Origin of the sequence: Chryseobacterium pyrolae (genome assembly GCF_025153485.1) — a bacterium.
Lineage (GTDB): Bacteria > Bacteroidota > Bacteroidia > Flavobacteriales > Weeksellaceae > Chryseobacterium > Chryseobacterium antibioticum.
On the sequence record NZ_JANZQH010000006.1, the window covers coordinates 301,667 to 326,595 of the forward strand.

A 24,929-nucleotide genomic window follows, 5' to 3' on the forward strand; every position below is an offset into this window, starting at 1 on the left:
ATTAAAATTTAAGAGATTTATCATGAAAGTTTATAAATATAGATCAGGAAATAAGGAAGATTTTAAAAGAGACTTTGAAGCAATTAAAAATAATACTTTCTTCTCAGCAAATTATAGTATGTTCAACGATCCATTTGACATCTATTTTGAAGAAAAAGTGTCAGAATTTTTGAATATGCTAAAACAGATATTTCCAAATGAAGAGTTAGCTAGTTTTGAGAGACAATTCAAAAATGTTTTAAACTCTAAGGAGGATATTGGGATTTATTGTTTGAGTAATGATTTCTTAAATGAACAATTATGGGCATATTATGCAAGTTCTTATTCTGGCTATTGTATCGAATATGATTTAGAAAAATTAGTAGATAAAGAGCAAAATTATGATTTTGAATTTAAATTAGATATTCGCTATGAAGATATTATACCAACAATAAACATCGATGATATAAAAAATCCGGATAATCTAATTAGAAAAATGTATGGAATAAAGAAATCAACTTGGGATCATGAAGATGAAATAAGATTAATTTTTAATAGATATGGGCTCAAAAAATTTCACCCTTCTGCGATCACAGGGGTTTATTTTGCGGGTAAAACACCAAACCTTATAAAAGAATCATTTTATGAAATTTTTGATGATAGAGATATAAAATTTTATGAAATATTTCCTTCAAAATATAAATTAGATTTTAAATTAATTAAAGAAACAAAGAGACGACTAAAATATAACATAAATAATTTTGAGTTTGATATTTTGGAACATCGTATGAATCCTTTCCATGAATCTTATTACCTTTTTTATAAAGGTCCTATGGATGAATCAAAAATAAAAGAATTTATATTAGCATTTAGAGAAGCGTTTTGTATAAAAGAAAATAGCTTGTATATTTTTAACAATAAAGAAGTTGCGTCGCTGATAAATGTTTATCCTAAAAATGATGAACAGTATATTAATTACGCTAATTCAATAATTACTGTTAGTGATGATTGGGAAGAAGCAGGAATCAATAATCCTTACAAAGATTTTCATTACAATGAAATTATAAAAAATACATGAAAAAACTAGCCATATTAAGCGGTGCAGGAATCAGCGCCGAAAGTGGAATAAAAACATTCAGAGACGGAGACGGGCTCTGGGAAAATCATAATATCACAGACGTAGCAAGTCCCGAAGGGTGGCGAAAAGACAGAAAATTGGTGCTGGAATTTTACAACCAGAGAAGAAGACAGCTTCATGAAGTTGAACCTAATGAAGCCCATCAATTAGTCGCAGAACTCGAAAAATATTTTGATGTTCAGATCATTACCCAAAATATAGATGACCTGCATGAAAGAGCCGGGTCAACGAATATCCTTCACATTCACGGTGAGCTCTTCAAGTCTTGCTCTTGCAACAATAAAAGCCTGGTCTATGAGGAGAAAGGAGATATCAAGATCGGAGATAAAGCGGAAGATGGGGCTCAGTTGAGACCATTTATCGTATGGTTTGGGGAAGATGTTCCTTTGTACAAGACTGCCCAGGAAAAGGTAAAAGAAGCGGATATTTTGGTGGTCATCGGAACTTCTCTGCAGGTATATCCGGCGGCTGGACTGATTCATGAGATCAAAGACGATTGTCTCCTGGTAGTAATCAACCCTAATGAAACAGGATTCGGATACGGACAAAGAGCGGTAGTCATGAAAGAATCTGCAACCAGAGGAATGAAGCTGCTGTTTGATAAATTGGTTAATCTTGCCTGATGGAAAATGTAGTAAAAGCCGGAATTTTTGGAGTGTGCATCGGTGATGCGCTGGGAGTTCCGGTGGAGTTCAGAAGCAGAGAGCAATTAAAACGCTCACCTGTTACAAAAATGAGAGCTTTAGGAACCCATCATCAGCCTGCTGGAACATGGAGTGATGACGGTTCATTAACTTTGTGTCTTGCGGACAGCCTTTGCAAAGGATATGATCTGGAAGATATCGCCCTCAATTTTTTGAAATGGTATAATGCAGAAATCTGGACACCCCATGGAAGGGTTTTTGACATTGGTATTGCAACCTCGCAAGCCATTCATAGAATTGGAAAAGGTATTTCCCCTACTTTATGTGGTGGAAATTCAGAGTTCGATAATGGAAACGGGTCTTCAATGAGGATCATCCCCTTATTATTTTACATCAAAGATTTCCCTATTAAAAAGCGGTTTGATATTACAAAAGAGGTTTCCTCTATCACACACGGTCATATCCGTTCTGCTTTAGCTTGTTTTATTTATTTGGAATTGGCTTTAGAAATTCTGAATGGAAAAGAAAAATGGGAAGCGTACAGAATAATGCAGGAAAAAGTTAGAAATTTTTTGGACCATAATCCTGTTTGTTCCCAAAATGAAATGGATAAATTCCACCGGATTTTAGAACTAAAAGTAGGAGAGTATGATTTGGTTCCACTGTATACTTTGCAGGAAGAGGAAATAAGTTCTTCCGGCTATGTCCTCCACAGTCTAGAAGCCTCCCTTTGGTGTTTTCTCAACTCTGAAACGTACGCAGAAGCAGTACTGAAAGCTGTGAATTTAGGAGAAGATACAGACACTACAGGAGCTATTACCGGAGGAATTGCAGGTATTTACTACGGATTTGAAAATATTCCGGAAGAATGGATTTCCGGGTTAGTAAGAAAAGAAGATATTGAAGCTTTATGTGAAAGGCTTCAGAAAAAATTAATGAAATAAAACACAAATCGTGAACGAAATAGAAAACAAAAGAATAAGCAAATTTCTAAGCCTTATTCTGAGACATCAACCCGAGACCATTCAGCTGAAACTGGATGAAAACGGTTGGGCAGAAGTGAGTGAACTCATTACAAAATCTGCAAAAGGAAGAATGCACTTCAGTTTTGAAGACCTGGAGGAAGTGGTGGAAACCAATAATAAAAAGCGTTTCGCTTTTAATGAAGATAAAACCAAAATCAGAGCCAGCCAGGGACATTCCATTGATATAGATCTGGCCCTGAAAACAATACAGCCACCTGATTTCCTGTATCACGGAACAGCAGAAACCAATATGGCTTCTATTCTTGAAAAAGGAATTCAAAAAAGAAGCCGCCAGCATGTTCATTTAAGCGCAGATAAAGAAACAGCCACGAAAGTAGGAATGCGCCACGGAAAACCGGTTATTCTGACCATCAGAACGAAGGAAATGCATGAAGACGGAATTGCTTTTTATCTTTCGGCCAACGGTGTTTGGCTGACTGATTTTGTAGATGCAAAATATATTTCAAAATAAGATGGGCAGAACATTAGTAATTGGTGACATTCACGGAGGTTTTAAAGCCTTACAACAGATTTTTCAAAGAGCGGAAGTCGGAGAAAAGGATACCCTTATTTTTCTTGGGGATTATGTAGATGGTTGGAGTGAATCTTCTCAGGTCATCCAGTTTCTGATGGAGCTTTCCCAAAAGCAGGAATGCATTTTTATTAAAGGAAATCATGATGCCTGGTGCGAAGACTGGCTGTCCCTTGGAAGCGGACCGGAGGTATGGCTTTTTAATGGTGGAAAAAGCACTGTGGAAAGCTACAATGACTATTCATTGGAAGATCTGGATCTTCACCTTGAATTCTTTCAAAGGATGAAAAGCTATCATGTAGATGATAAAAACCGCCTGTTTATCCATGCAGGATATTCCTCTATGCATGGCCCTGAAAAAGAAGTCTATTCCAGCAATTACCGTTGGGACAGAACCCTTTGGGAGACCGCCGTTGCGATGGATAAGAAATTAGAAAAAAATTCAGCACTTTATCCAAAAAGACTGCTTTTATACGATGAAATATTTATCGGACATACACCGACACTGGATATAGGAATTAAACATCCGGTCAACAAAGCCAACGTCTGGAATATGGATACCGGAGCAGCTTTTACGGGTTCTTTGTCAATAATGGATATCGACACCAAAGAATTCTGGCAGAGCGATCCGCTTCCCTCTTTATATCCGGATGAAAAAGGTAGAAATAACGATATTGAAGGAAAGTAAACCCTATGAATGGACACCCCAAATTTTCAACATCCCTCAACCCTATAGGTTTAAAAAACCTATAAGGTTTCTATTAATAACAGCGCCCCGGCTATTAATTTTTTTTCTCCCGCAGATCACACAGATCTTTATCTAAACATCGAGTTTCCAAACAAAAACCTCTGATTTTCTTGCGCTTTAAAACAGCATTAACATCAAAAAACTTTGCGCTCTCGCTTTGATACAAGATTATTAAATAATGTTACAATTTTCCCCTTTTCTCTTCCGCACCCAAATCATATTAAGTAATTTTGAAGTTCAAAAACTGCTTTAATGAAACTGAAATACCTCTTAATTTTCCTGACCACATCATTGTTTTTATGTCAAAATTCATTTCAAACCCCTTTTGAAAAAGGAAATAAAAACCAAACGGTTACCTATGACGAAATGAATGCCTACTATCAGGATCTGGCTAAAAGCTTCAAAAACATTCAGTACCTTAAAAAAGGAGAAGACGACAGCGGAAAACCCATTTATGTGGTCATGTACAACCCTTTTCCCGAAAAAGATCTGGAGAAACTAAAAAAAGAAAAAGCGATTCTGTTTGTCAACAACGGAATTCATCCCGGAGAACCGGACGGAATTGATGCCACCATGATGCTCATGCGTGATCTGGCAACCGGGAAAATAAAAACACCTCAGAACTTCGTCATTGCAGCGATTTCAGCGTATAATGTGAGCGGAATGCTGAACAGAGGTTCTTTCTCCAGGGCCAATCAAAACGGGCCCGAACAGTATGGTTTCAGGGGAAATGCAAGAAACTACGACCTGAACAGGGATTTCATTAAAGCAGATTCAAAGAATGCCAGAAGTTTTCAGGAAATTTATCAGTGGCTGCAACCTGATGTTTTTATTGACAATCATGTAAGCAATGGCGCTGATTATCAATACACATTCACCTATATTTCTACCTTTAAAGAGCGCCTTGGAAATTCATTGGGAACTTATTTCTACAATGACTATCAGGCTAAAAACCTGGAAGCGATGAAGAAACTGGGCTATGAAAGTACACCTTACGTCAACATTCACGGTGATATTCCGGACGAAGGATTTGCTGCTTTTGAAGACTCCCCGAGATATTCCACAGGGTATACGTCTTTATTTAACTCGTTGGGAACTGTCCCGGAAACACATATGTTGAAACCTTATGACAAAAGAGTAGATGCTACCTATCAATATATGCAGGTCAATCTGCAAAATTTGGATAAAGACTATAAAAAGATCAAACAGCTTCGTATTGACAATTTAAAGCAATATAAATCCGGAATGCAGTACGGGATCCGCTGGAAGATAGATTCCACAAAGTTTTCTACCATGGATTTCAAAGGCTACGAAGGAAGTTATAAGCCAAGTGAGATTTCCGGAAAGCCACGGCTGTATTACGATAGAAATAAGCCTTTTACAAAGGAAATTAAACTGTTTATGACGGCGGTTCCTACAGGATATATCACGATTCCTAAATATTATGTGATTCCACAATCCCAGTACCGTATAATCGAAGAACTGAAAAGGAACAAGATCCGTATGACAACGCTGAAGAAGGACAGTACAGCATCTGTTGAGTCTTATAAGATCAAAGATTTTAAGACTGTTAAAAACCCTTATGAGGGACATTATCTTCACTATGACACAACCGTGGAAACAACGAAAAAGAATATCAGTTTTTCTGTTGGTGATTACTTAATTTCAACAGATCAGCCTGGAGTGAAATACATTATTGAAACAATTGAACCTGAGGCTTTAGACTCATTTTTTAACTGGAATTTCTTTGACGGAATCTTAGCTCAGAAAGAATATTATTCCGCCTATATTTTTGAAGATACTGCTTCAGAACTTTTAAAGACCGATAAAAAAATAAAAGAAGCTTTTGAAGCCAAAAAATCATCAGATAAAAAATTTGCAGACGATGGAACAGCCCAGCTCGACTGGATTTACAGAAACTCTCCGTACTTCGAAGAAAAAACATTCAGACAATATCCTATTTACAGAATCTTATAAAATTTAAAATTTGATTTAAATAATTGATAATCAGTAATTAATTTTTAGGATTTTCACCTACGAACAAAGGGTGTTTTTCCTGATAGATGTTGATGATACTCTGCCGAAATTTGCTTTATAAAACCAATAAAAACTATAGTTATGGCCACTAAAAAGCATTTTTTCGTTTCGTTGGAAGGAGTAGACCTTTCAGACGAACAGTTGAAAAACATCGACAGAGGAATTCAGAGCGTAGTGCTTTCTGAACTTTCAAAGATTGATAATACCCAGGCTTTTGGAGCTCACAGAGATTTCAAAGGACTTTTACGACCAATGAAAATTAAAGACTGGTTTCCGTGGGGAATCATCATTTTCAAACCCGGAATTGATATTCAGAGCCAGGTAAAAGACATTCAGTCTCAAATAAAAAGCTATGGAGGCTAATTCCAATTCTTCAAAAAAGATGTGTCCCAGTTATCTAGGAAAAGTTGGGGCACAGCTTTTTGGAGTAGTCGATAAAGACGGGAAGGTACAGTTTATCACGCCTCTTACCGTCACAGAAGATTTTCTGAGCCTGAATAAAGATCAAAATAGCCTGGAGCAGAGATTTCGTTTTACAGGAAAATGTGTAGAAAAAGGCTGTGCCCAGTGGAATGCAGAAGAATCCAAATGTTCTTTATCCCAGAAGGTTCAGAATTTAGAAACCAACAAAGAAACCGAACTGTTCTATTGCCCGATCCGGTCACAGTGCAGATGGTTTTCTCAGGATGGAAAAGAAGCCTGCTTTTCGTGCAATGAGGTCACGAGAAATATGGAGGAACTTCTGGTCAGTACTCATCCATAAAAAAAGACGCTTCAAGTGAAACGTCTTTTTTGTTTTATTTTGGTAAGCCTCTTTTTAAAGCTATTTCTGCGGTCTTCATAGCTGCTTTTTCTTTCCAGTCCATATATTTAGTTTTAAAATTGGACTTCATAATATCGTCAAACTTACGCTGTACGGTAAGATTCCATATGGAATGAGCCTTTACTGCCCAGGATTTGTCCCATGCTCTCAAAGAGATAGAGAAACTTCCGTCCAGATATTTCATCCAGTGCCACCATCCGGTAGGCATGAAAAGCGTATCGCCGTGTTCAAGGAAACATTCAATGCCTTCCACACCATTTAAAGCCGGGTATTTCTCGAAATCAGGATTGTCGATGTCATAGTCTTCCAGAGCATACGTTGCATAGGGAAGTCTGTACAATCTTTCTTTCCACTTGTGCTCAAATAACTTTACGTGCTTTCTTCCGTTGAAGTGCGTATGGAAGATATGCGCCATATCAATATCAAAGTGAAGAAAAGTTACAGAACTCTTCCCTCCGAAAAACATGGATGGGTATTTATCTAAGAAACCGCCCATAAGTTCTTTAGGGGCAATAAAATCGTCCATTAATTTATTCGCATGTTTTATCGGGTCAAAAAAGAAAATTCTCAGATCGGTAGGCTCTCTTTGGATAAGGTCTATATAATCTGCGAACTTCATTTTCGTAGTGGGTGTATTGATGGGAGCCGCAGGATCAGCTTTTTTGGAATCATAAAGAGGAACTTCCACATCACCAACCACTTCCTTAACATACTCCATGGTCCACTTCTGGTAAGCAGGCCATTTTCTTGCCATATTTTTTATGACAACGGGCACTCTTGGCTTTAGATATTTTTCCATGAACTCTTCCTGAGTGATATCATCTACAACATCTATAGGCTTTAAAATAATTCCCATTCTATAAATTTTATGTTACAAAATTATTAAATAAATATATATGAATCAGTGTTTAAGTTTTTTTTAATCTATGATTCAAATCATTTTTAACTATTTAGAATAAATAAGAATATAAAAAATGATCCTTTTATGAGAAGTCTTTGACTTTTCCTTACTATAAGACAATATTTTCGCTAAAAATGCTAAACCCGGATAAAAGAAACGATTGAGTCATGGGTTAAATTTAACAAATAGATTTTAAAGATTTTGCATACCAAACGAATTTTAGAAATAAAATTCACAGATTTCTTTTTAAAGCGCAATTACCCTGATTTTTAAGCGTATAACCAAATATCACCATATTAATTTTTAAAAATTTCCAGCAAAACAGTGGGGACATGAAAAATATAACTATGTTTGTAGTGATAAATCATTTAACCTTTAGCTATAAAATACATCTTTATAAAAAGTGTAACAAAAAACACAAGCGACAAACTAATTAGGCAAATAATAAATTATGAAAGGAAAGATTTCTTTATTTCTGATGCTTTTTTTTACAGTGCTCACTTTTGCACAGAAAACAGTGTCGGGGACAATTACCGATGAAGACGGATCCGCTATCCCAAGTGCCAGCGTTACCATAGAAGAACCGGGCAAAGATGCTATTTTAGCATACGGGATTACCAATTCAAAAGGAGAATACAAAGTAACATTCACTTCTCCGGAGGCTAATGTAGATATGAAAGTGAAGGCTTTCAACCAAAAATCTCAGACCAAACAGATTAGCAATAGCGATCAGAACATCAGTTTCAAGATGCAGTCTGAAGCTACAGAAATAAAAGAAGTACAACTGAAAACAAAGATGATCACTGCAAGAGGAGACACCATTGCTTATGATCTGAAAGCCTTTGACAGCAAAAGTGACAGAACCCTGGCCGATGTGATGAGAAAAATTCCGGGTATCGAAGTCAATAAAGACGGAAGCATCCTTTACCAGGGAAATGCCATCAATAAATTTTATGTTAACGGGAAAGACCTGATGGAAGGAGGCTATGGAACGATCAACAACTCGCTTCCTAAAGATGCCGTACAGAAAGTGGAAGTTCTTGAGAACCACCAACCCGTAAAAATTCTTCAGGATAAAGTGCCCTCTGACCAGGCAGCCATCAATATCAAACTGAAAAACTCTGTTACCATGACCGGAAGAGGAGAAGTGGGAATAGGTTTTGACCCATTACTATGGAACGTTAAGTTAACACCTATGTTTTTTGGACAGAAAAGTCAGTGGGTGGTTAACTACAAATCCAACAATATAGGGGAACAGGTGGAAAACGAAGGGAACATCCTGGCTTTTGGAAGCAGATTTGAAGGACGAAGAATTAATAGTTCTCAAAATGACTGGCTCAATGTTGAAAACGCAAGTACGCCGAATCTTCCGGTAAAAAGATATCTGATGAATAACGTACATTATTTGTCTGCCAATTATCTAACCAATATTGATAAAAAGAAAGAGTGGGAACTTAAGGCAAATGCGAATTATACAAATAATGCTGTTGAAAGACAGTCTTACAGCCAGACCAATTATTTTGAAGGAAGTTCCAATTACACCAACATTCTCAATAACTTTTATACGGATAAAGCAAAAGGAGAATTGATATTTACTAAGAATGCCAAAAAAGGATTCTTTAAAAATACAACGAGTTTCTCTCAATTCTGGAATGCAGACAGAGGAGTTGTTGATAGAACAGATGTTAAGGATGGTAGCCTTAGACACGCAAACGAAGCGATAGAATCGCCTACAACATCATTTCAAAATTCATTAAGTACAATTATTCCATGGAAAGAAAAAATGGTCAATTTGCTGTCATTTGTAAGCTACCAGACTGACAGGCAGAATCTGGAAGTCTCTCCGTCATCTTATTTAGGAATTCCAGGATTTACGCCAGTACCAAGTAATTTCGTTCGCCAGAATCTAAGACTTAAAACCTTCGAAGCAAACCATTCTGCAAATATCAGTTTTTCCAAAAAAGGATGGACACTTACTCCGGAAGTTGGATTTAATTTTAAAACAACAGATTTAGTTTCAGATTTATTCAATATCACAACAACAGGGGTATCTCCAAATGCATACAGCAATGATCTTACGTATACTACTGCAACACCTTATGGAAGCTTAGGAGTAAACTATAAGAATGAATCCTGGATGTTGTATGCCAGCTTACCTGTAAATTCTAATAATATAAAAGCAGACGACCCGCTAAGAAATGTTGCAAAAACCGTAAATAAGGTTACTTTTGAACCCAATATTTTTGCGCAATATACCTTTGCTTCTTTCTGGAAAGCTTCCGCGAATGCTAATATCAACAATAATTTTGGGGAAATAAATACAGCTTATTCAGGATTTTTGATGACTTCGCCAAGTGGAATTAATGCGATGGACATTAATAATCCTATTCCTCAAAATAATAATAAATCTGCAGGCACAAGATTGGAATACAGAAATCCATTAAACAATTTATTCTTTAATATTAACTACAGATTTTCTGATGCTAAAAGAAACCTGATTGCTAATCCGACGATTAATGGACCGGGATATAGCATCATGAAATATATCGAGAAGGATAATCATGTTTTGAATAACGGATATACGGCAGAAGTAGGAAAATACTTTCCAAAATTTAAAACAAATGCTTCTGTAAGCTATAGCAATAATACAGCAAAATCTGATGCATTCTTAAATGATGAATCTTATACCAATAATAACAATAGTCAGTCATATGGTATTAAATTCAACAATACCTATTTTAGCTGGATGAGCATAGATTATAACGCGAGTATTTCCAGAACCAAGCAGAAAAGTACAGGAAAAGTAAACTCTAGTGCCACCAGAACAGGATTTACACACAATCTTGGAGCTTTCTTCTACCCGGTTGAAAATCATACGATTGGATTCAATTGGGATCAGGTTAATACCAATGCAGTGGGTCAAAAATACCATAACGGATTCTATGACGTTTCATACCAATTTACCTGGTCGAAAAAGAAGATTGATTTTGAGGTTAAATGGATGAATATCGCCAATAAAAAAGTATTCGAAACCTATGATATTAATACGACGAATATTACTTATACAAGATATCAGCTCCGTCCAAGCCAGGTCATGTTTACCGTCAAATTCAATTTCAAATAGAAATAACAAGAAAAACCAATCTCGCAGAGATTGGTTTTTTGTTTAAGATATATTCTTTTTTTCTAGAAACTCTGGTTGTCTGCAGATGGACCATAGCTTCCCGGAAGAGGAATATCATTCAGTCTGTAATAGACGCCCAGCTGTGCACGATGGTGAGTAATCTGGTTCAAAGAGTGGCGGATGGAGCCGTATTTCGTCCATTTTGCCACTTCATGCCCATTGTTTTTTAAAGCCCAGGTATCGTTGAGGTTTTCTTCCTTAGCATTTTCAAGAGCGTTTTTGGCTGATTTAAAATTGTCATCCAGTGTATTGAGGAGGTCTTCTTTTGTAGACAGATGTTTAGGTTGAAAGCCTCCTGTGGCAAAATCCAGTTCTGAAGTTTTCAGTATGGTATCCGGCCATCCAAAAATTTCTGAAATATGAGTGGCAAGAGGCATCAGTTTCATGCTTTTCTCATGGGGAGCATAGTCATTTTTACCTTCAGGATAAGCTTCAAAAAACTTTCTCGTCGTCTGGTATTCGGTTTCAAACTCGTCTTTAAATTGTGATAAAGTGTCCATAATATTTTGTTTTTTAGGTACTTAAAGATAAAGCTTTTGAAGCAAAAAATGTTTTAACGAAATCATAATTTTATATCACGACTTAGAAATAGCCAATATTTTGAATAAGACTAAAAAATGAGCAGGAATAAATTTGGTCTGGCAAGATATTGTTATTCAATATTTTACAATAGACAAAATAAAGTTTTGAAAAAAAACTGTAACATATTTCAACAATTGGTAACTAATTAGTAAACATTATTACAATGAAAAAGCTATTCTCTGTATTCTTTATTGCGCTCTTTGCCTTTGCTTCGGCACAGGATTCCAAAGAATCAAAAGAAACAGCCAACCGTTTCTTTTATGAGCTGACTTTTAAGCCTAAAAAAGATTCTACAAAGATGGATAAGGTAATTACCATCTTGGATATTACAGATAAAAACAGATCTATTTATCAGGATTATACGGTGATTGCTCAGGACTCTATTATGAAAATTGAAATAGAAGCCATGCAGAAAGCAGGAATGATGAAAGATTTGTCAAAAACGCTTAAAAGCCCGAAAATTTCTGCCAGAATATACAAATCATATCCAGGTATGAAAGTGCAGTATGTAGATAAAATAGCAAACGGATTTACTCCAAGTAACATTGGATATAGTGAAGACTTGAAATTCAACTGGAACATTCTGAACGACAAACAAAAAATAGGAGAGTATAATGCCCAAAAAGCGACTACTGAGTTCGGAGGAAGAAAATGGACTGCTTGGTTCAGTACGGATTTACCCTTTCAGGATGGACCCTATAAATTCTTTGGACTTCCAGGTTTAATAGTTAAAATTGAAGATGATCAGAAAAATTACTCTTGGGTTTTACAGGGAAACAAGAAAGTTAAAGATTATACAGAATACTCTTATATTGAAAACCTGATGCAGGCAAAAGGAGGAAAGGTAAATGAATTAACAAGAGAAAAGTTTGAAAAAACGTTTAGTGATTTCAAAAAAGATCCTTTTGCATCCATAAGACCTATGATGACTCAGGAAATGCTGTCTAAACCTATTCCGGGAATGGACGGGACTGTGGGAGATATGGTGAAAAAACAAGAGAAGCAGTATAAAGACTTTTACAACGCGAACGACAATCCAATAGAAATTTCTTCTCAAACTCAGGAGAAAAAGAAAAAATAAACATTCATATCAACTAAATTATATTTTGAATCAACCCAGGTACAGCAATGTATTTGGGTTGATTTCTTTCATACCTTTCGTTATTTAGATTAAATTTAAATAGCGTATATTTGCCCTTACAAAAAAGCAGGTTTTGAAAGAGAAGGACTTACATAAATTAAGCGGATTCCCTAAAAACAAAATGGGGAAGATTTTGGGTTATGACAATGATCACCTTAAAATGCCTAACAAGATCATAGAAATGGGGCTTCTACCGGAAACCATTTTCAGGATATTGTATCAGGCACCGTTCAATGGTCCTATGTATGTGGAATTTGGAGAAGAAAAAAGCCGCATCGCTCTGCGTGAAGAAGAGGGAAGTTATATCATTGTTGAAGAATTGAATTAATGCAGGAAATTAAGAAAAAGCAGGTCCTTTTAGTCGGGAATCCTAATGTAGGAAAGTCTACGGTTTTCAATGCACTGTGCAACAAAAAGCAGAAGACCGGAAATTACGCAGGGGTTACCGTGGCGAGCCATTCAGGGAATTACACCTATAAAAACGAGGAAGTTGAGGTAATCGACTTGCCGGGTTCATACAGTTTGTATCCAAGCTCCGAAGATGAAGCTATTTTTTCTAAATTTCTTATTGATGAACAACAAAACTACGCAGGAGTAATCTATATTCTTGAAGCATTGAGCCTGAAAAGAGGACTGCTTTTGTTTCAGCAGATTCAGGATCTGGGTATTCCGATGATCCTGGTGGTTAACCAAATCGATCAGGCCGAAAGAAGAGGAATTACAATCGATATCGCGAAGTTTTCTGATGCTTTAGGGATTAAAATTATTCAGACCAATGCTAAAGAGCAGTTGGGAATAGACGAGATCAGAGAAGCTGTTCTTAATAGTGGTTTTGTAAAAACAGACAAAACCTCTTTCGAAATACCAAACGAACACAAAGATTTTATTCATAAACTGGCTGCCCACAAAGGTATCGACAACGAGTATAAAGCCTGGATGAGCCTTTCTGCAGGTTCAGACCTCGGAAAAATAGCCTCCATAAAAGATCTGATGAATGAACCTGACTCCAAAAGTCTGGTTCCTAAAAGACTTCAGGTTCAGGAAACCGTAAGAAGATATCAGAATGTAGATAGAATATTAGCAGATGTTATCTCTAAAAAAACGCAGTTCAAAGAGCTTCTGACAGAAAAATTAGACAAAGTACTGGTCCACAAATTCTGGGGGTATATTGTTTTTCTGATGATTCTTTTAATCATTTTCCAAAGTGTTTTCTTCCTGGCCGAATATCCCATGAACTGGATTGATGATTTCTTCTCCTGGCTGGCCGCCTTTACCGGAGAACACCTGCCGGAAGGACCAATCAACTCATTAATTTCAAACGGAATTGTTCCCGGAATCGGAGGAATTGTAGTTTTTGCACCTCAAATCGGGATCTTATTATATTTCTTATATTTATTAGAAGATTCAGGGTATATGGCGAGAGTTGTATTCTTGATGGACAGACTGTTACGTCCCTTCGGGCTTAACGGAAAGAGTATCGTTCCACTGGTGTCGGGTACTGCCTGCGCTATTCCTGCCGTGATCTCCACAAGGAATATTGAGAACGTAAGAGAAAGATTACTGACCATATTAGTCACCCCTTTCATGACCTGTTCAGCACGACTTCCGGTTTATAGTATTATCATAGGACTTATCATTTCAGAAGGATCATTCCTTGGAATTAAATATAAAGCACTGGTGCTGATGGGAATGTATCTTTTAGGCTTCCTTGTTGCTCTATTTTCAGCAGCTATTCTTAAAGGATTTATCAAAAACGAAGGTAAAACCTATCTTGTCATGGATCTTCCAACCTATAAAAAACCGCTTTTCGGATACGATTTTAAAATGGTTTTGGGGAAAGTCTGGGAATTTATTACAGGAGCCGGAAAGATCATTTTCATAGTAAGTATCATCATCTGGTTCTTAAGTTATTTCGGACCTAAACAAAAGCCGGAGCAATTTGTGGCCACGAATGTTGAACTGGATCACTCTTACCTGGCAAAAATGGGTAAAGGAATTGAACCGCTTATTGAACCCCTTGGCTACGACTGGAAAATGGGTGTGGGAATTCTGACAAGTTTTGTGGCGAGGGAAGTTTTCGTAGGAACCATGTCTACCCTGTACAGTCTGGAAGATGATGCGCCTGAAGTAAAAGTAATCGATAAAATGAGGCGAGATGTAAAACCTGACGGAAGCAAAGTCTTCAGCTTTGCAACAGGTATTTCTGTCCTTTTATTTTATGCATTTGCAATGCAGTGTGTTTCTACACTTGCAGTAGTCTACAGAGAAACCAAAAGCTGGAAATGGACCGGCTTCCAGGTAGCGATGATGACAGGTTTGGCATATTTTGTGTCGTTGATAGCTTATCAGATTTTAAAATAATGGATACTTCATTAATTTTTCAGTACGTTATTATTGTATTGATCGTTGCATTCGCCTGCTACTCTTTATTTAAAGTGCTCAGAAAGAACTTTGCCCCGAAAAAATTCAGCTCCAAAAGATCCGGCTGCGACAAAGATTGCGGATGCTCATGATCCTGTTTTAAGTTCATAATTGAAAAAATTGTAGTAATTTCATTCTCTGAAACTAAAACCATTTCGATTTGAGCCCGAAATCAGTAGCTGTCTTTATATTTTCTATGGTAACAATTCTGGCTAAAGCCCAGATCGATACGACCAAAATCAAGTCCTATGCAGATCAGGTTATGGTCCGGGTAAACTTTGATACCAATATTGAAGAATATGTGTATACAGAAGGTCCTGAGGATAAACCATTAGAAACCACCCTTTCTATCAACAATAAAACAAGAGCTTCTTTCTCTGTTGACTATAAAATTATAAGTGCCACAGTATCATTTACACCCAGTTTTCTACCGGGAAACAATGATGACGAACTGAAAGGCAACAGCTCCTATGCAGACTTTAGATTCCGTTTTTTTCCAAAAAGATTTATACAGACCGTTTATTACAAAAATGTAAAAGGTTTTTATTTAGAGAATATGCAGGACTTCTTTCCCGAATGGAAAGAAGGAAAAGACCCGTATTTCCAATTTCCGGATCTTAGAGTTCAAAGTTTTGGAGGCTCTACAGCCTATGTAATGAAGAAAGATTTTTCTCTGAAAAGTATCTATACACAAGGGGAGTGTCAAAAAGAAAGCCGTGGGAGCTGGGTTCCTTTTGTAGATTATGACCTTTCCATATTCAGGGATATTTTAAACGGGCAGAAAAGTAAAGAGACCCAGTACAGTTTTGGAGCCAATATGGGCTATTTTTACAATTGGGTGCTCGGTGCCAAAAAAAGAGTGAATATCGCACCCAATATTGCACTCGGTTTAGGAGGAATGTTTTCCAGCAGCTGGGATATTCATAATGACGGGACAAAATTCAATAAGCAAAACACACAATATTTAACCATTAAATTTGCGACGGGACTGCATATAGGATATAATACAGACAGATTCCTGTTTGGAGGAAAATTTAATATCAATGCCTATGCTTACAGCGAAAAAGGCAACCAGAATGTACAGAATAATAATATGTATGGATTGCTTTATATAGGCTATCGTTTTCCACCTCCGAAGGTGGTACAAAGAAATTACGACAAGATCCAGAAAAAGATCCCGATTTTATAAATTACAGGTCTTTTAAGTATCTTTGCCCAGAATAAAACAACTTAAAATAAAACAAAATGTCGTTAATAAAATCCATTTCGGGAATCCGGGGAACCATCGGCGGAAAAGTAAATGATAACCTGACTCCTTTGGATGTGGTGAAATTTGCTTCTGCATTCGGAACCTGGCTTCAGAATACACAGAATAAAAAGAATTTAACCCTTGTCATTGGAAGAGATGCCAGAATTTCAGGAGAAATGGTTTCTTCACTGGTGACAGCTACCCTTCAGGGATTGGGAATTAATGTAGTGGATTTAGGACTTTCCACCACCCCGACCGTTGAAATCATGGTGCCTGAACTGAATGCAGACGGAGGGATCATCCTTACCGCTTCACATAACCCAAAACAATGGAATGCTCTTAAGTTATTGAATGGCAAAGGAGAATTTATCACAGGAGAGGATGGAGCAAAAGTACTTGCCCTGGCCGAAAGTGAAGATTTCGACTATGCTGAAGTAGATGATCTTGGAAAATATGAAACAAGAGACGACGCTTTTGACATTCATATCCAGCAGATCCTTGACCTGCCAATGGTAGATGTTGAAGCTATTAAAGCTAAAAAATTCAAGATCGTTCTGGATGCCGTAAACTCCACAGGAGGAATTGCAATCCCGATGTTGTTAGATAAATTAGGCTGTGAAACGGTTAAATTATACTGCGAACCGAACGGGCAGTTTCCACACAACCCTGAACCGTTGAAAGAACATTTAGGAGACATCTGTGAGCTGGTAAAAAAAGAAAATGCAGACTTGGGAATCGTTGTGGATCCTGATGTAGACAGATTAGCCTTAATTGATGAAAAGGGCGAAATGTTCGGAGAAGAATATACACTGGTTGCTGTTGCAGACTATTTATTGAAACATAAAAAAGGAGCTGCTATCTCAAACCTTTCTTCAAGCCGTGCTTTGAGGGATGTTGCCAACAGCCACGATTCAGAATACTTTGCAAGTGCTGTAGGTGAGGTGAACGTAGTAAACCTGATGAAAGAGAAAAATGCAGTAATAGGAGGAGAAGGAAACGGAGGAATTATCTATCCGGATCTTCATTACGGAAGAGACTCTTTAGTAGGGGCAGCCTTGTTTTTAACCCATCTGGCCAAAGAAAACAAAATAGTTTCCGAACTAAGAGCAGGATACCCAAGCTACTTTATGGGGAAAAAGAAAATAGAACTAACTCCGGAGATCAACGTAGATGAAATCTTATCCAAAATGGAAAAAGAATATCAGAATGAGCAGGTTTCTACCATTGATGGAGTTAAAATAGACTTTGAAAATAACTGGGTACACCTCAGAAAATCAAATACAGAACCTATTATCAGAATCTATACCGAGGCCTATACACAGGAAGAAGCCGATAAGCTTGGAGATGATATCATTGCTAAGATTAAAAGTTTAATTTAAAATAAAAGAAGAACGGAACAGAAATGCTTCGTTCTTTTTTCTTCTGTACAGAATGTTTGAGCATATACAAAACAGGTTTCTCTTTCCTAAAGATAAATGGCGGAAATTTCTAAGCTGCTTTGAGCGTATCGAAGTTCCTGCCAAAACACTGCTTTTAAAAGAAGGTGAAGTGTCAGACAGTGCTCACTACATTGAAAAAGGAGTGGTAAGAGCCTGGTACAATAACGACGGGAAAGATGTAACCTTTCAATTCTTCATGGAAAATACCATGTTCTCATCCCTTGAAAGCTTCAGGAAAGGCCTTCCCAGCATGGTCTCTTTCGAAACAATAGAACCCTGCATTTTGTGGAAGATCAATAAATCCGATGCAGAAACTGTTTTAGCAGAGGTATATGAAGATCCTGAATTGAGGAACCAGTTCATGGATTCCCTTTTTGAAAGGATATTCGACTATATGAAACACTTCTTCTCATTTATAAAAGACACTCCGAAACAGAGGTATATCAGTCTTGCCAAAGAACGCCCGGAAATCATCAGGAGAATTCCCCAGCATTATATTGCGTCTTACCTGGGAATTACCACTGTACATCTCAGCCGAATCAAAAGCGCCATCTTAAAAGAAAAATAGAAAAATTGGTAAGGAATGTGTATGTCCAAAACGGGAAGTTATATACATTGTGAAAACAACTTTCCAGATCCAATTCCGAACAAAAATTTACACCATAGTAGTAACTTCTATCCTCCCTCTCCCTTCTTCCCTCCACAAAACTCTTCTTCAATCTGATAACAAATGTTATTGCACCACAGGCCGCTCTCATCCTAATTTTGTATAAAAATTTAAAATAATGAAAGCAGCAGTCGTATTTGAAAAAGGAAACATTCCTCAATACACAGATTTCCCGGATCCGGAAACACCTAAAGACAATGAAGTACAGGTATCGGTTAAAGCCGCATCTGTTAAAAACCTCGACAGAGCTATCGCAGGCGGAAGCCATTATTCCGTAAGTAATGAAGTGCCCCAGCCTAAAATTATCGGAACAGATGGAGCCGGATATCTTGAAAATGGTGAAAAAATCTATTTTTTCAGTAAAAAAGGAACTACAGCCGAAAAAGTGAATGTCGAAAAAGGATTTACGATCCCTGTACCGGAAGAAATGGACTTTGCTACGGCAGCGGCATTACCCAATGCAGTAATGGGATCTGCAATGGGATTGAAGTTCAGGGCGGGAATGAAGCCGGGTGATACCGTTCTTATCAATGGAGCAACCGGAGTGACGGGAAGAATCGCGGTTCAGATAGCAAAACTATACGGAGCTAAAAAGATTATTGCTACGGGAAGAAATGAAGAATCTCTACAGTCACTTATTGAGCTGGGAGCAGATGAAGTGGTTTCCCTAAAACTGCAGGACAAGGATTTTAAAAACAAAATAAAAGAGATTCAACATGAAACCCCTGTTGATATTATCTTAGACTATCTCTGGGGACATTCTGTGGAAATGATCCTCTCTGCTCTTAAAGGGGACGGAACATTCTCCCACAAAACCAGATTAGTGTCAGTAGGCGGAATGAGCGGGGATACCATTCAGCTGTCTTCGCAGATCCTGAGAGGAACAGACATTCAGATCTCCGGATCCGGATTGGGAAGCTGGACGAAAGAAGAATTCCATTTGCTGTTCACTGAAATCATTCCTGAAATGTTTAAGGCAGCCGTAGAAGGGAAGATAACAATAGAGACAGAAATTGTCGCGATAAAAGAGATAGAATCGGTCTGGAATTCTGAAATTCCTGCCGGAAAAAGGCTCGTTATAACTATTTAACCACAATTTGCGTTATTTATCCACAATCCTTTTATGTGTTTTCTTTTTTTACTATCTTTATTATAGAAATTTATGAAAAATTAATTCAAAAAAAAGTTGCAACTTTGCATAAACATTTGAATGTCAGTTTCAGAAGTTATTATTAATTAATAAAGTTTGCCGAGGTTTGTAAGTATATTCAGACATCGGGCCGACAAAGACGACACTATTGGAAGAGTATTTTGGAAATGAACTTGTAAAAAAGTTCGAGGAAATGATGGAAAATAATGATGAATTCTACTTCGATACCGAAGAATTGGAAGACATTATTGTTTATTATTTGGAGCTGGGAGATTTTAACTACGCAGACAATGCTGTTAACTATGGACTTAAGCTTCACCCGAATTCATTAGATATCAAGATCAAAAGACTTGAGATTCTTTTGGAATGGGAAGACTATAATACCGCAAAAGAACTTATCGATGAACTGAAAGGGGCATCGATGGAGAATACAGACTTTTTAGTTTGCTATGCGAAGTATTATTCGAGCCTGGGAAACCCTAGAAAATCCATTGACATCTGTAAAAAAGCTTTAGAACTGAAAGAAGAAGAGAACTTCCTTCACAACTTTATTGCGGATGAATATGTGAATTTGGGAGATCCCTTTAACGCTCTTAAACACTACAGAAAAGCTCTGAAAGAAGATCCTACAGACGAGTATTCACTTGAAAACTGTATGATCTGCTTCAGCGATCTGAATAAGAGCGAGGAGGCTATTGCCTTTCTTAATGAATATTTAGATGAATTTGCTTACTCCGAGACCGCATGGTTTGAATACGGACAATTTTATTTCAACAGAAAGAATTTTGAAGAAGCCATCAAAGGGTATGATTATCTATTGGCGATCAATTCAAACTCTGTAGGAGTATATGCTAATAAAGCAGCCTGTTACGAAGCTTTAGGACAATATCAGAAAGCAGTGACAGTCTATGAAGAAATGCTTGAGCTGGAATATACCAAAGCATTTACTTTTTACAAGATAGGACTATGCTACAAAGCGCAGAAACAGTCTATCATGGCTCTTAATGCGTTTCAGAAATCATTGAGAGAAGACCCGCAGTTTTATCTTGCGATGATGGAGCAGTCTTACCTGTATGAGGAAATGGGAGGAATGAAAGAAGCGTTGCATTTTGCAAAAGAAGCCACCCACCTGAATGATGATAATCTTGATTATCAGAAAAGACTGGCGTTTCTGTTCATAGATTCCGGGAAATTTGAGGAAAGCCTTGGCTGTCTGAAAAAGCTGGTAGATGCAGAACCCACGAGGTTTTATAACTGGTATGCCTATTCAGAAGTGCTGATGCTTCTGGGAGAATATGAAGAGGCTGTGACCATTTTGGAAAGAGCCCTGAAGGTGCACGACAGAGCAGAGCTCTATTATCAGCTGAGCAATTGTTATTTCAATCTTAAAAGACCGGAAAAAGGAGCGGAATCTCTTCAGAAAGCATTAAATATAGACCCGTCGTTGGCTCCGGATATGCAGAAAAAGTATCCGTTCATCAAAGATGAGGTCAAGAAGGTTAAAGCAAAAGTGAAAAAGAAGAATTAACTTTAAATAAAAAGAAAATCCTGCAGAAATGCAGGATTTTTTATTTTTTTACTGATTATACTCGTAAGTGTAAATTTCAGGTTGAGATGAAGTTGGGACTCCATTCACATCTGTAGGCTGTCTGCTTTCATAAAGAGGATAGCCGCTTGAACTAAAAGTTGTTGTAAACTTATAAGCTGTGTAGCTGGTACCTGTGCTTCCTGTAGAAGTATAAGACACGGTTTCTTTATAAGAACTTATATTATTCTTTAAATTAGAAAACATGTATGATACTCCATCACTCATGTCACCATTATATATAATTTTATCAAATCCTTTTACATTTTTGAAAGGATAGCTTTTATCAGTATAAGTATAAGAGGCTACTTGATTATAGTTGGTCGTCACACCGTTGCTTGTTCCTGATCCGCTTCCCGGAGCACTTACTAAATTCCCGCCACTGTAGTTATATACACTATTGATTACATAATTGGTACTAGGTCCGTGAAGAACCTGTCTCTTTGCATTGATCTGGTTAGCGTTAACATGAGTATATGTATGAATTACAATATATTCTGCTGCCCCTGAATTGGAGTATTCCGTATTAATAGCTTTAGTCATAAGGTTATTGGTATACGTATAGTCAGTAGCAGACTGAAGTATGTTATCCTCATAAAACTTGATGTTGGAAACGAAATCACCGGCATAAGTAAAGATAATCTTATCACCTGAATTAGTGGGATTTGTGATATTTAAGATTTTAGTACCATCATAGTTGATTTTCATGCTTTCGCCATCGGTACTGATTTTTACCGGAAGAATGACGCTTTGTAAAGAAGGATTGGTGGTGTCTAAAACGGTGTTATCGTCGTCATCGGAACCACAAGATAATGTAAGTAGGGACATTGAACCCAATAAAATAATTTTTTTCATGATTTATAAATTAAAGAGCCCAAAGATATATTATTTTTCAACACCTCATGATTTATTTTTTGTTTTAGACCTTAAAAAAATTAATCCGCCAATAATGATACCTGCCCCTACAAACTGTAAGATACTTAGTTTTTCACCATCCAAAAAGCCCCAGATAATAGCAACGATCGGCATTAGCAGTGTTACTGTTGAGGCGAAAAGTGGAGTGGATACTTTAAGTAGCCGGTAATTCAATGTCATGGCCAATCCCGTTCCGAAGATGGATAACAGACCCACAAACATCAGTCCCAGCATATGATCTTCATTAAAACTGAATGTCGAAAAGAATCCGGTACATGTTAAAGCAAAAAGAGAAGGTAAAAACAAAACAAAGGAGAAAACAAAAGCTGATAATATAGTTGAGGAAACGCCCATCAACTTAGATTTTACCGTTGTGGTACTTACTGCGTAGCATAATGTGGCTAATAAAAGAAGTAAGATAGGGATCAGTTTAAACTTTCCGCCCTCGCCGTCTCCGCCGAATGCCAGTAAACAGACACCAGCAAAGCTGATCATCGTTCCTACGATCTGCCTTTTGGTAGTTTCAAACTTCCAGATTAAAGCCCCCACAATGATCACGAAAATGGGCATCATAGAATTGATAATTCCCGCAACACTGCTGCTCACCTCCGTTTCCGCAATTGGAAAGAGGAACATCGGAATGAAATTTCCTGTAAATGCAGCCAGAATGAGCCATTTCAAATGCTTTTTAGGAAACAGTTTATATTTAGAAATCGCGACTGGCATTAATATAATTCCTGCAATCAAAACCCTTAGTGCCCCGACCTGGTATGGATTGAAATGCTCCAGAGATTTTTTGATCAAAATAAATGATGATCCCCAGATAACTGTTAATACAATCAGAAGAATCCATTTTTCCTTATCTGCGTTCATTGTTTTTGTGTAAGATTTTTAAAAATTCTTTTTTAGGAATCATTTTTGCGCCCAGGCTTTCCAGGTGTTCTGTATGAGATTGACAGTCAATGAGATCAAGTACTTCTTTATTACTTTCTACAAAATGGATGAAGCCTGCTTTGGAGGCATTGCTCACTTTCGCAAACATGCTTTCTCCACAGAACACATTGCCAATCTGAAGTCCGTAAAATCCGCCAACCAGTTCTCCATCCTGCCATACTTCTATACTTTTGGCAAGACCGTATTCGTGAAGTTTGATAAAAGATTCCATCAGCTCGTCCGAAAGCCAGGTTCCCGTCTGTTCTTTTCTGCTGGTCTGCTGACAGTTTTGGATAACTTCTCTGAAACTTTTGTTCTCCGAAAAGGTAAAAACAGATCTGTTCAGTATTTTCCGCATCGATTTTGAAACTTTCAGTTCATCAGGAAACAGAACAAACCTTGGGTCAGGGCTCCACCACAGTATTTCCTCTCCCGGATTATACCACGGGAAAATTCCCAACTGATAAGCGAACCAGATACGTTCTATAGACAGGTCGCCACCAAAGGCAATCAGGCCTTCGTGACCGTCATAAAGTTCAGGATCGGGGAATGAAATCTCGTTTTCGTCTAGTCGGACCATTTTTTTGGAAAAAAAATCCCACTTGTGAAAGCAGGATTTATATTTGATCTTATTTTTTAATTAAAAAGGTAAATCATCGTCATCATCGCCAGCGAAAGGGTTTTCGTTGGAAACAGGAGATGCAGATTGAGAAGGAGAAGCCTGAGTAGGCTCAGATCCGTTATCCATTACTTTTTCAATTTTCCATCCTGTGATAGAATTGAAATATTTAGTTTCGCCTTGTGGAGAAACCCATTCTCTTCCTCTGATGTTGATCCCCACTTTTACATTTTCACCTTCTTTAAGATTATCTAATAAACTGATCTTATCAGACAAAAATTCTATGTTTATCGGCTGTGGGTACTGTTCCTGGGTTAAAATAACCATTTCTCTTTTTTGAAAACCACTTGCAAATGTCTGAGCATCAAAAAGTTTCTTTACCGTTCCTTGTAATTCCATATTGTAATTATTAACGTTGTAAAAGTAAGAAAATGAAATGTAATAATAGGGGGGACAGAAAAAAAATCTATGAATTTTAATTTTTTTTAATGAAAAGTTTGGAGGTAAAGGAAAATGTCCTATATTTGCACTCACAAAAACGAAGCAAGCTCTTTAAAATAAACAAAAACCAGCGGATGTGGTGTAATTGGTAGCCACGCCAGACTTAGGATCTGGTGCCGTGAGGCGTGGGGGTTCGAGTCCCTTCATCCGCACTATGCGAAAATAGCTCAGCTGGTAGAGCACAACCTTGCCAAGGTTGGGGTCGCGGGTTCGAATCCCGTTTTTCGCTCCACACCTGCCCTGGTGGTGGAACTGGTAGACACGCAGGACTTAAAATCCTGTGTTCGTAAGAACGTGCGGGTTCAAGTCCCGCCCGGGGTACTAAAACTCTCTGTAGAATTTTTCGACAGAGAGTTTTTTAGTTTTAAGAAGGTTTAAAAGACGTTTATTCCTTTATTGAGTTTTTGTGAATGTTTATATTTTTAGCTCTTCTTTTAAGACAAAAAGTTCTATATTTGTAGTCTCAAAAGGAAGTAAGCTCTTAAATAAAGAATAAACAACCAGCGGATGTGGTGTAATTGGTAGCCACGCCAGACTTAGGATCTGGTGCTGTGAGGCGTGGGGGTTCGAGTCCCTTCATCCGCACTCAGCAAAATAAAACTCTCTGTATTATTTACAGGGAGTTTTTTGTTTTATACCATGTCTAGTCCTGAAATATCGATACACAAAAAAAGAATCGTTATGGAAGAACATTTAGAAACCCGGTACGTCAAGCG

General features: G+C 37.4%; 23 protein-coding genes and 4 tRNA genes. 21 read left to right on the plus strand and 6 right to left on the minus strand.

Translation table 11 applies throughout. From position 1 onward, the window contains the following. Positions 1 to 22: 22 nt before the first annotated feature. The 8 genes from NZD88_RS14515 to NZD88_RS14550 all read left to right on the plus strand — a co-directional run bounded on the left by NZD88_RS14515 (position 23) and on the right by NZD88_RS14550 (position 6,866). Positions 23 to 1,057 (plus strand): DUF2971 domain-containing protein, encoded by a 1,035-nt coding sequence (locus NZD88_RS14515; protein WP_259830080.1) that lies wholly within the window; start codon positions 23 to 25, stop codon positions 1,055 to 1,057. Continuing rightward, positions 1,054 to 1,740, plus strand: coding sequence for an SIR2 family NAD-dependent protein deacylase (locus NZD88_RS14520; protein WP_259830081.1), 687 nt, complete (start codon positions 1,054 to 1,056; stop codon positions 1,738 to 1,740). The genes NZD88_RS14515 and NZD88_RS14520 overlap by 4 nt, the downstream gene beginning before the upstream one ends. Further along, positions 1,740 to 2,705, plus strand: a complete 966-nt coding sequence (locus NZD88_RS14525; RefSeq protein WP_259830082.1) for an ADP-ribosylglycohydrolase family protein — start codon at positions 1,740 to 1,742, stop codon at positions 2,703 to 2,705. Before NZD88_RS14520 ends, NZD88_RS14525 begins: the two co-directional genes overlap by 1 nt. 10 nt (positions 2,706 to 2,715) lie before the next feature. Further along, on the plus strand, positions 2,716 to 3,258 hold the full coding sequence (locus NZD88_RS14530; RefSeq protein ID WP_259830083.1) for an RNA 2'-phosphotransferase: 543 nt from the start codon (positions 2,716 to 2,718) through the stop codon (positions 3,256 to 3,258). A 1-nt stretch (position 3,259) separates the two neighbouring features. Then, positions 3,260 to 4,006 carry a metallophosphoesterase family protein gene (locus NZD88_RS14535; RefSeq protein ID WP_259830084.1) on the plus strand — a complete coding sequence of 249 codons (747 nt, stop codon included), beginning with the start codon at positions 3,260 to 3,262 and terminating at the stop codon, positions 4,004 to 4,006. A 312-nt stretch (positions 4,007 to 4,318) separates the two neighbouring features. Next, complete coding sequence (locus NZD88_RS14540; RefSeq protein ID WP_259830085.1) at positions 4,319 to 6,043, plus strand: M14 family metallopeptidase; 1,725 nt, start codon at positions 4,319 to 4,321, stop codon at positions 6,041 to 6,043. A 141-nt stretch (positions 6,044 to 6,184) separates the two neighbouring features. After that, a complete protein-coding gene (locus NZD88_RS14545) occupies positions 6,185 to 6,466 on the plus strand; it encodes a hypothetical protein (RefSeq protein ID WP_169233420.1) in 282 nt (93 codons plus the stop codon). Continuing rightward, positions 6,456 to 6,866, plus strand: a complete 411-nt coding sequence (locus tag NZD88_RS14550) for a hypothetical protein (RefSeq protein WP_259830086.1) — start codon at positions 6,456 to 6,458, stop codon at positions 6,864 to 6,866. The genes NZD88_RS14545 and NZD88_RS14550 overlap by 11 nt, the downstream gene beginning before the upstream one ends. Before the next feature lie 34 nt (positions 6,867 to 6,900). Here the strand turns inward: NZD88_RS14550 and NZD88_RS14555 are convergent, their stop codons facing one another. Beyond that, positions 6,901 to 7,782, minus strand: coding sequence for a cupin-like domain-containing protein (locus tag NZD88_RS14555; protein WP_259830087.1), 882 nt, complete (start codon positions 7,780 to 7,782; stop codon positions 6,901 to 6,903). Between the two features lie 496 nt (positions 7,783 to 8,278). Here NZD88_RS14555 and NZD88_RS14560 point away from each other — a divergent pair, with 496 nt between their 5' ends. Beyond that, positions 8,279 to 10,951, plus strand: a complete 2,673-nt coding sequence (locus tag NZD88_RS14560) for a carboxypeptidase-like regulatory domain-containing protein (protein WP_259830088.1) — start codon at positions 8,279 to 8,281, stop codon at positions 10,949 to 10,951. 62 nt (positions 10,952 to 11,013) lie between these two features. Here the strand turns inward: NZD88_RS14560 and NZD88_RS14565 are convergent, their stop codons facing one another. After that, the gene (locus tag NZD88_RS14565; protein WP_259830089.1) at positions 11,014 to 11,511 is read right to left on the minus strand and encodes a DinB family protein; all 498 of its coding nucleotides are present in this window, start codon (positions 11,509 to 11,511) and stop codon (positions 11,014 to 11,016) included. A 245-nt stretch (positions 11,512 to 11,756) separates the two neighbouring features. On the opposite strand from NZD88_RS14565, the gene NZD88_RS14570 reads away from it, so the two are divergent. From NZD88_RS14570 to NZD88_RS14605, 8 genes are all read left to right on the plus strand, one after another. Continuing rightward, positions 11,757 to 12,674, plus strand: coding sequence for a GLPGLI family protein (locus NZD88_RS14570; protein WP_259830090.1), 918 nt, complete (start codon positions 11,757 to 11,759; stop codon positions 12,672 to 12,674). A gap of 133 nt (positions 12,675 to 12,807) precedes the next feature. Then, the gene (locus NZD88_RS14575) at positions 12,808 to 13,062 is read left to right on the plus strand and encodes a FeoA family protein (RefSeq protein ID WP_259830091.1); all 255 of its coding nucleotides are present in this window, start codon (positions 12,808 to 12,810) and stop codon (positions 13,060 to 13,062) included. After that, positions 13,062 to 15,095, plus strand: coding sequence for a ferrous iron transport protein B (gene feoB, locus NZD88_RS14580; RefSeq protein WP_169233413.1), 2,034 nt, complete (start codon positions 13,062 to 13,064; stop codon positions 15,093 to 15,095). The genes NZD88_RS14575 and feoB overlap by 1 nt, the downstream gene beginning before the upstream one ends. Before the next feature lie 220 nt (positions 15,096 to 15,315). Next, on the plus strand, positions 15,316 to 16,344 hold the full coding sequence (locus NZD88_RS14585; RefSeq protein ID WP_259830094.1) for a DUF4421 domain-containing protein: 1,029 nt from the start codon (positions 15,316 to 15,318) through the stop codon (positions 16,342 to 16,344). A 56-nt stretch (positions 16,345 to 16,400) separates the two neighbouring features. After that, the gene (gene glmM, locus NZD88_RS14590) at positions 16,401 to 17,783 is read left to right on the plus strand and encodes a phosphoglucosamine mutase (RefSeq protein ID WP_259830095.1); all 1,383 of its coding nucleotides are present in this window, start codon (positions 16,401 to 16,403) and stop codon (positions 17,781 to 17,783) included. A 52-nt stretch (positions 17,784 to 17,835) separates the two neighbouring features. Continuing rightward, entirely contained in the window at positions 17,836 to 18,411 is a 576-nt protein-coding gene (locus tag NZD88_RS14595; protein ID WP_259830096.1) for a Crp/Fnr family transcriptional regulator, read from the plus strand. Positions 18,412 to 18,628: 217 nt separating this feature from the next. Further along, the gene (locus NZD88_RS14600; protein WP_259830097.1) at positions 18,629 to 19,600 is read left to right on the plus strand and encodes a quinone oxidoreductase family protein; all 972 of its coding nucleotides are present in this window, start codon (positions 18,629 to 18,631) and stop codon (positions 19,598 to 19,600) included. 208 nt (positions 19,601 to 19,808) lie between these two features. After that, positions 19,809 to 21,188: a tetratricopeptide repeat protein gene (locus NZD88_RS14605; protein ID WP_259830098.1), complete on the plus strand. Its 1,380-nt coding sequence runs from the start codon at positions 19,809 to 19,811 to the stop codon at positions 21,186 to 21,188. Positions 21,189 to 21,236: 48 nt separating this feature from the next. Here NZD88_RS14605 and NZD88_RS14610 read toward each other — a convergent pair whose 3' ends face one another. From NZD88_RS14610 to NZD88_RS14625, 4 genes are read right to left on the minus strand one after another with little or no spacing between them, the layout of a single operon-like run. Beyond that, positions 21,237 to 22,100 (minus strand): hypothetical protein, encoded by an 864-nt coding sequence (locus NZD88_RS14610; protein ID WP_259830099.1) that lies wholly within the window; start codon positions 22,098 to 22,100, stop codon positions 21,237 to 21,239. A gap of 45 nt (positions 22,101 to 22,145) precedes the next feature. Then, on the minus strand, positions 22,146 to 23,033 hold the full coding sequence (locus tag NZD88_RS14615; protein WP_259830100.1) for a DMT family transporter: 888 nt from the start codon (positions 23,031 to 23,033) through the stop codon (positions 22,146 to 22,148). After that, the gene (aat, locus tag NZD88_RS14620; RefSeq protein WP_259830101.1) at positions 23,020 to 23,673 is read right to left on the minus strand and encodes a leucyl/phenylalanyl-tRNA--protein transferase; all 654 of its coding nucleotides are present in this window, start codon (positions 23,671 to 23,673) and stop codon (positions 23,020 to 23,022) included. The genes NZD88_RS14615 and aat overlap by 14 nt, the downstream gene beginning before the upstream one ends. Before the next feature lie 60 nt (positions 23,674 to 23,733). After that, positions 23,734 to 24,111 carry a DUF3127 domain-containing protein gene (locus NZD88_RS14625; protein ID WP_034739828.1) on the minus strand — a complete coding sequence of 126 codons (378 nt, stop codon included), beginning with the start codon at positions 24,109 to 24,111 and terminating at the stop codon, positions 23,734 to 23,736. 172 nt (positions 24,112 to 24,283) lie between these two features. Between NZD88_RS14625 and NZD88_RS14630 the strand changes: the two genes are divergently transcribed. The 4 genes from NZD88_RS14630 to NZD88_RS14645 all read left to right on the plus strand — a co-directional run bounded on the left by NZD88_RS14630 (position 24,284) and on the right by NZD88_RS14645 (position 24,798). Beyond that, positions 24,284 to 24,365 (plus strand) — tRNA-Leu (locus NZD88_RS14630). A gap of 4 nt (positions 24,366 to 24,369) precedes the next feature. Beyond that, positions 24,370 to 24,445: transfer RNA gene (locus NZD88_RS14635), tRNA-Gly, on the plus strand. Between the two features lie 5 nt (positions 24,446 to 24,450). After that, positions 24,451 to 24,534: transfer RNA gene (locus NZD88_RS14640), tRNA-Leu, on the plus strand. 182 nt (positions 24,535 to 24,716) lie between these two features. Continuing rightward, positions 24,717 to 24,798: transfer RNA gene (locus NZD88_RS14645), tRNA-Leu, on the plus strand. The last annotated feature ends 131 nt before the right edge of the window (positions 24,799 to 24,929 follow it).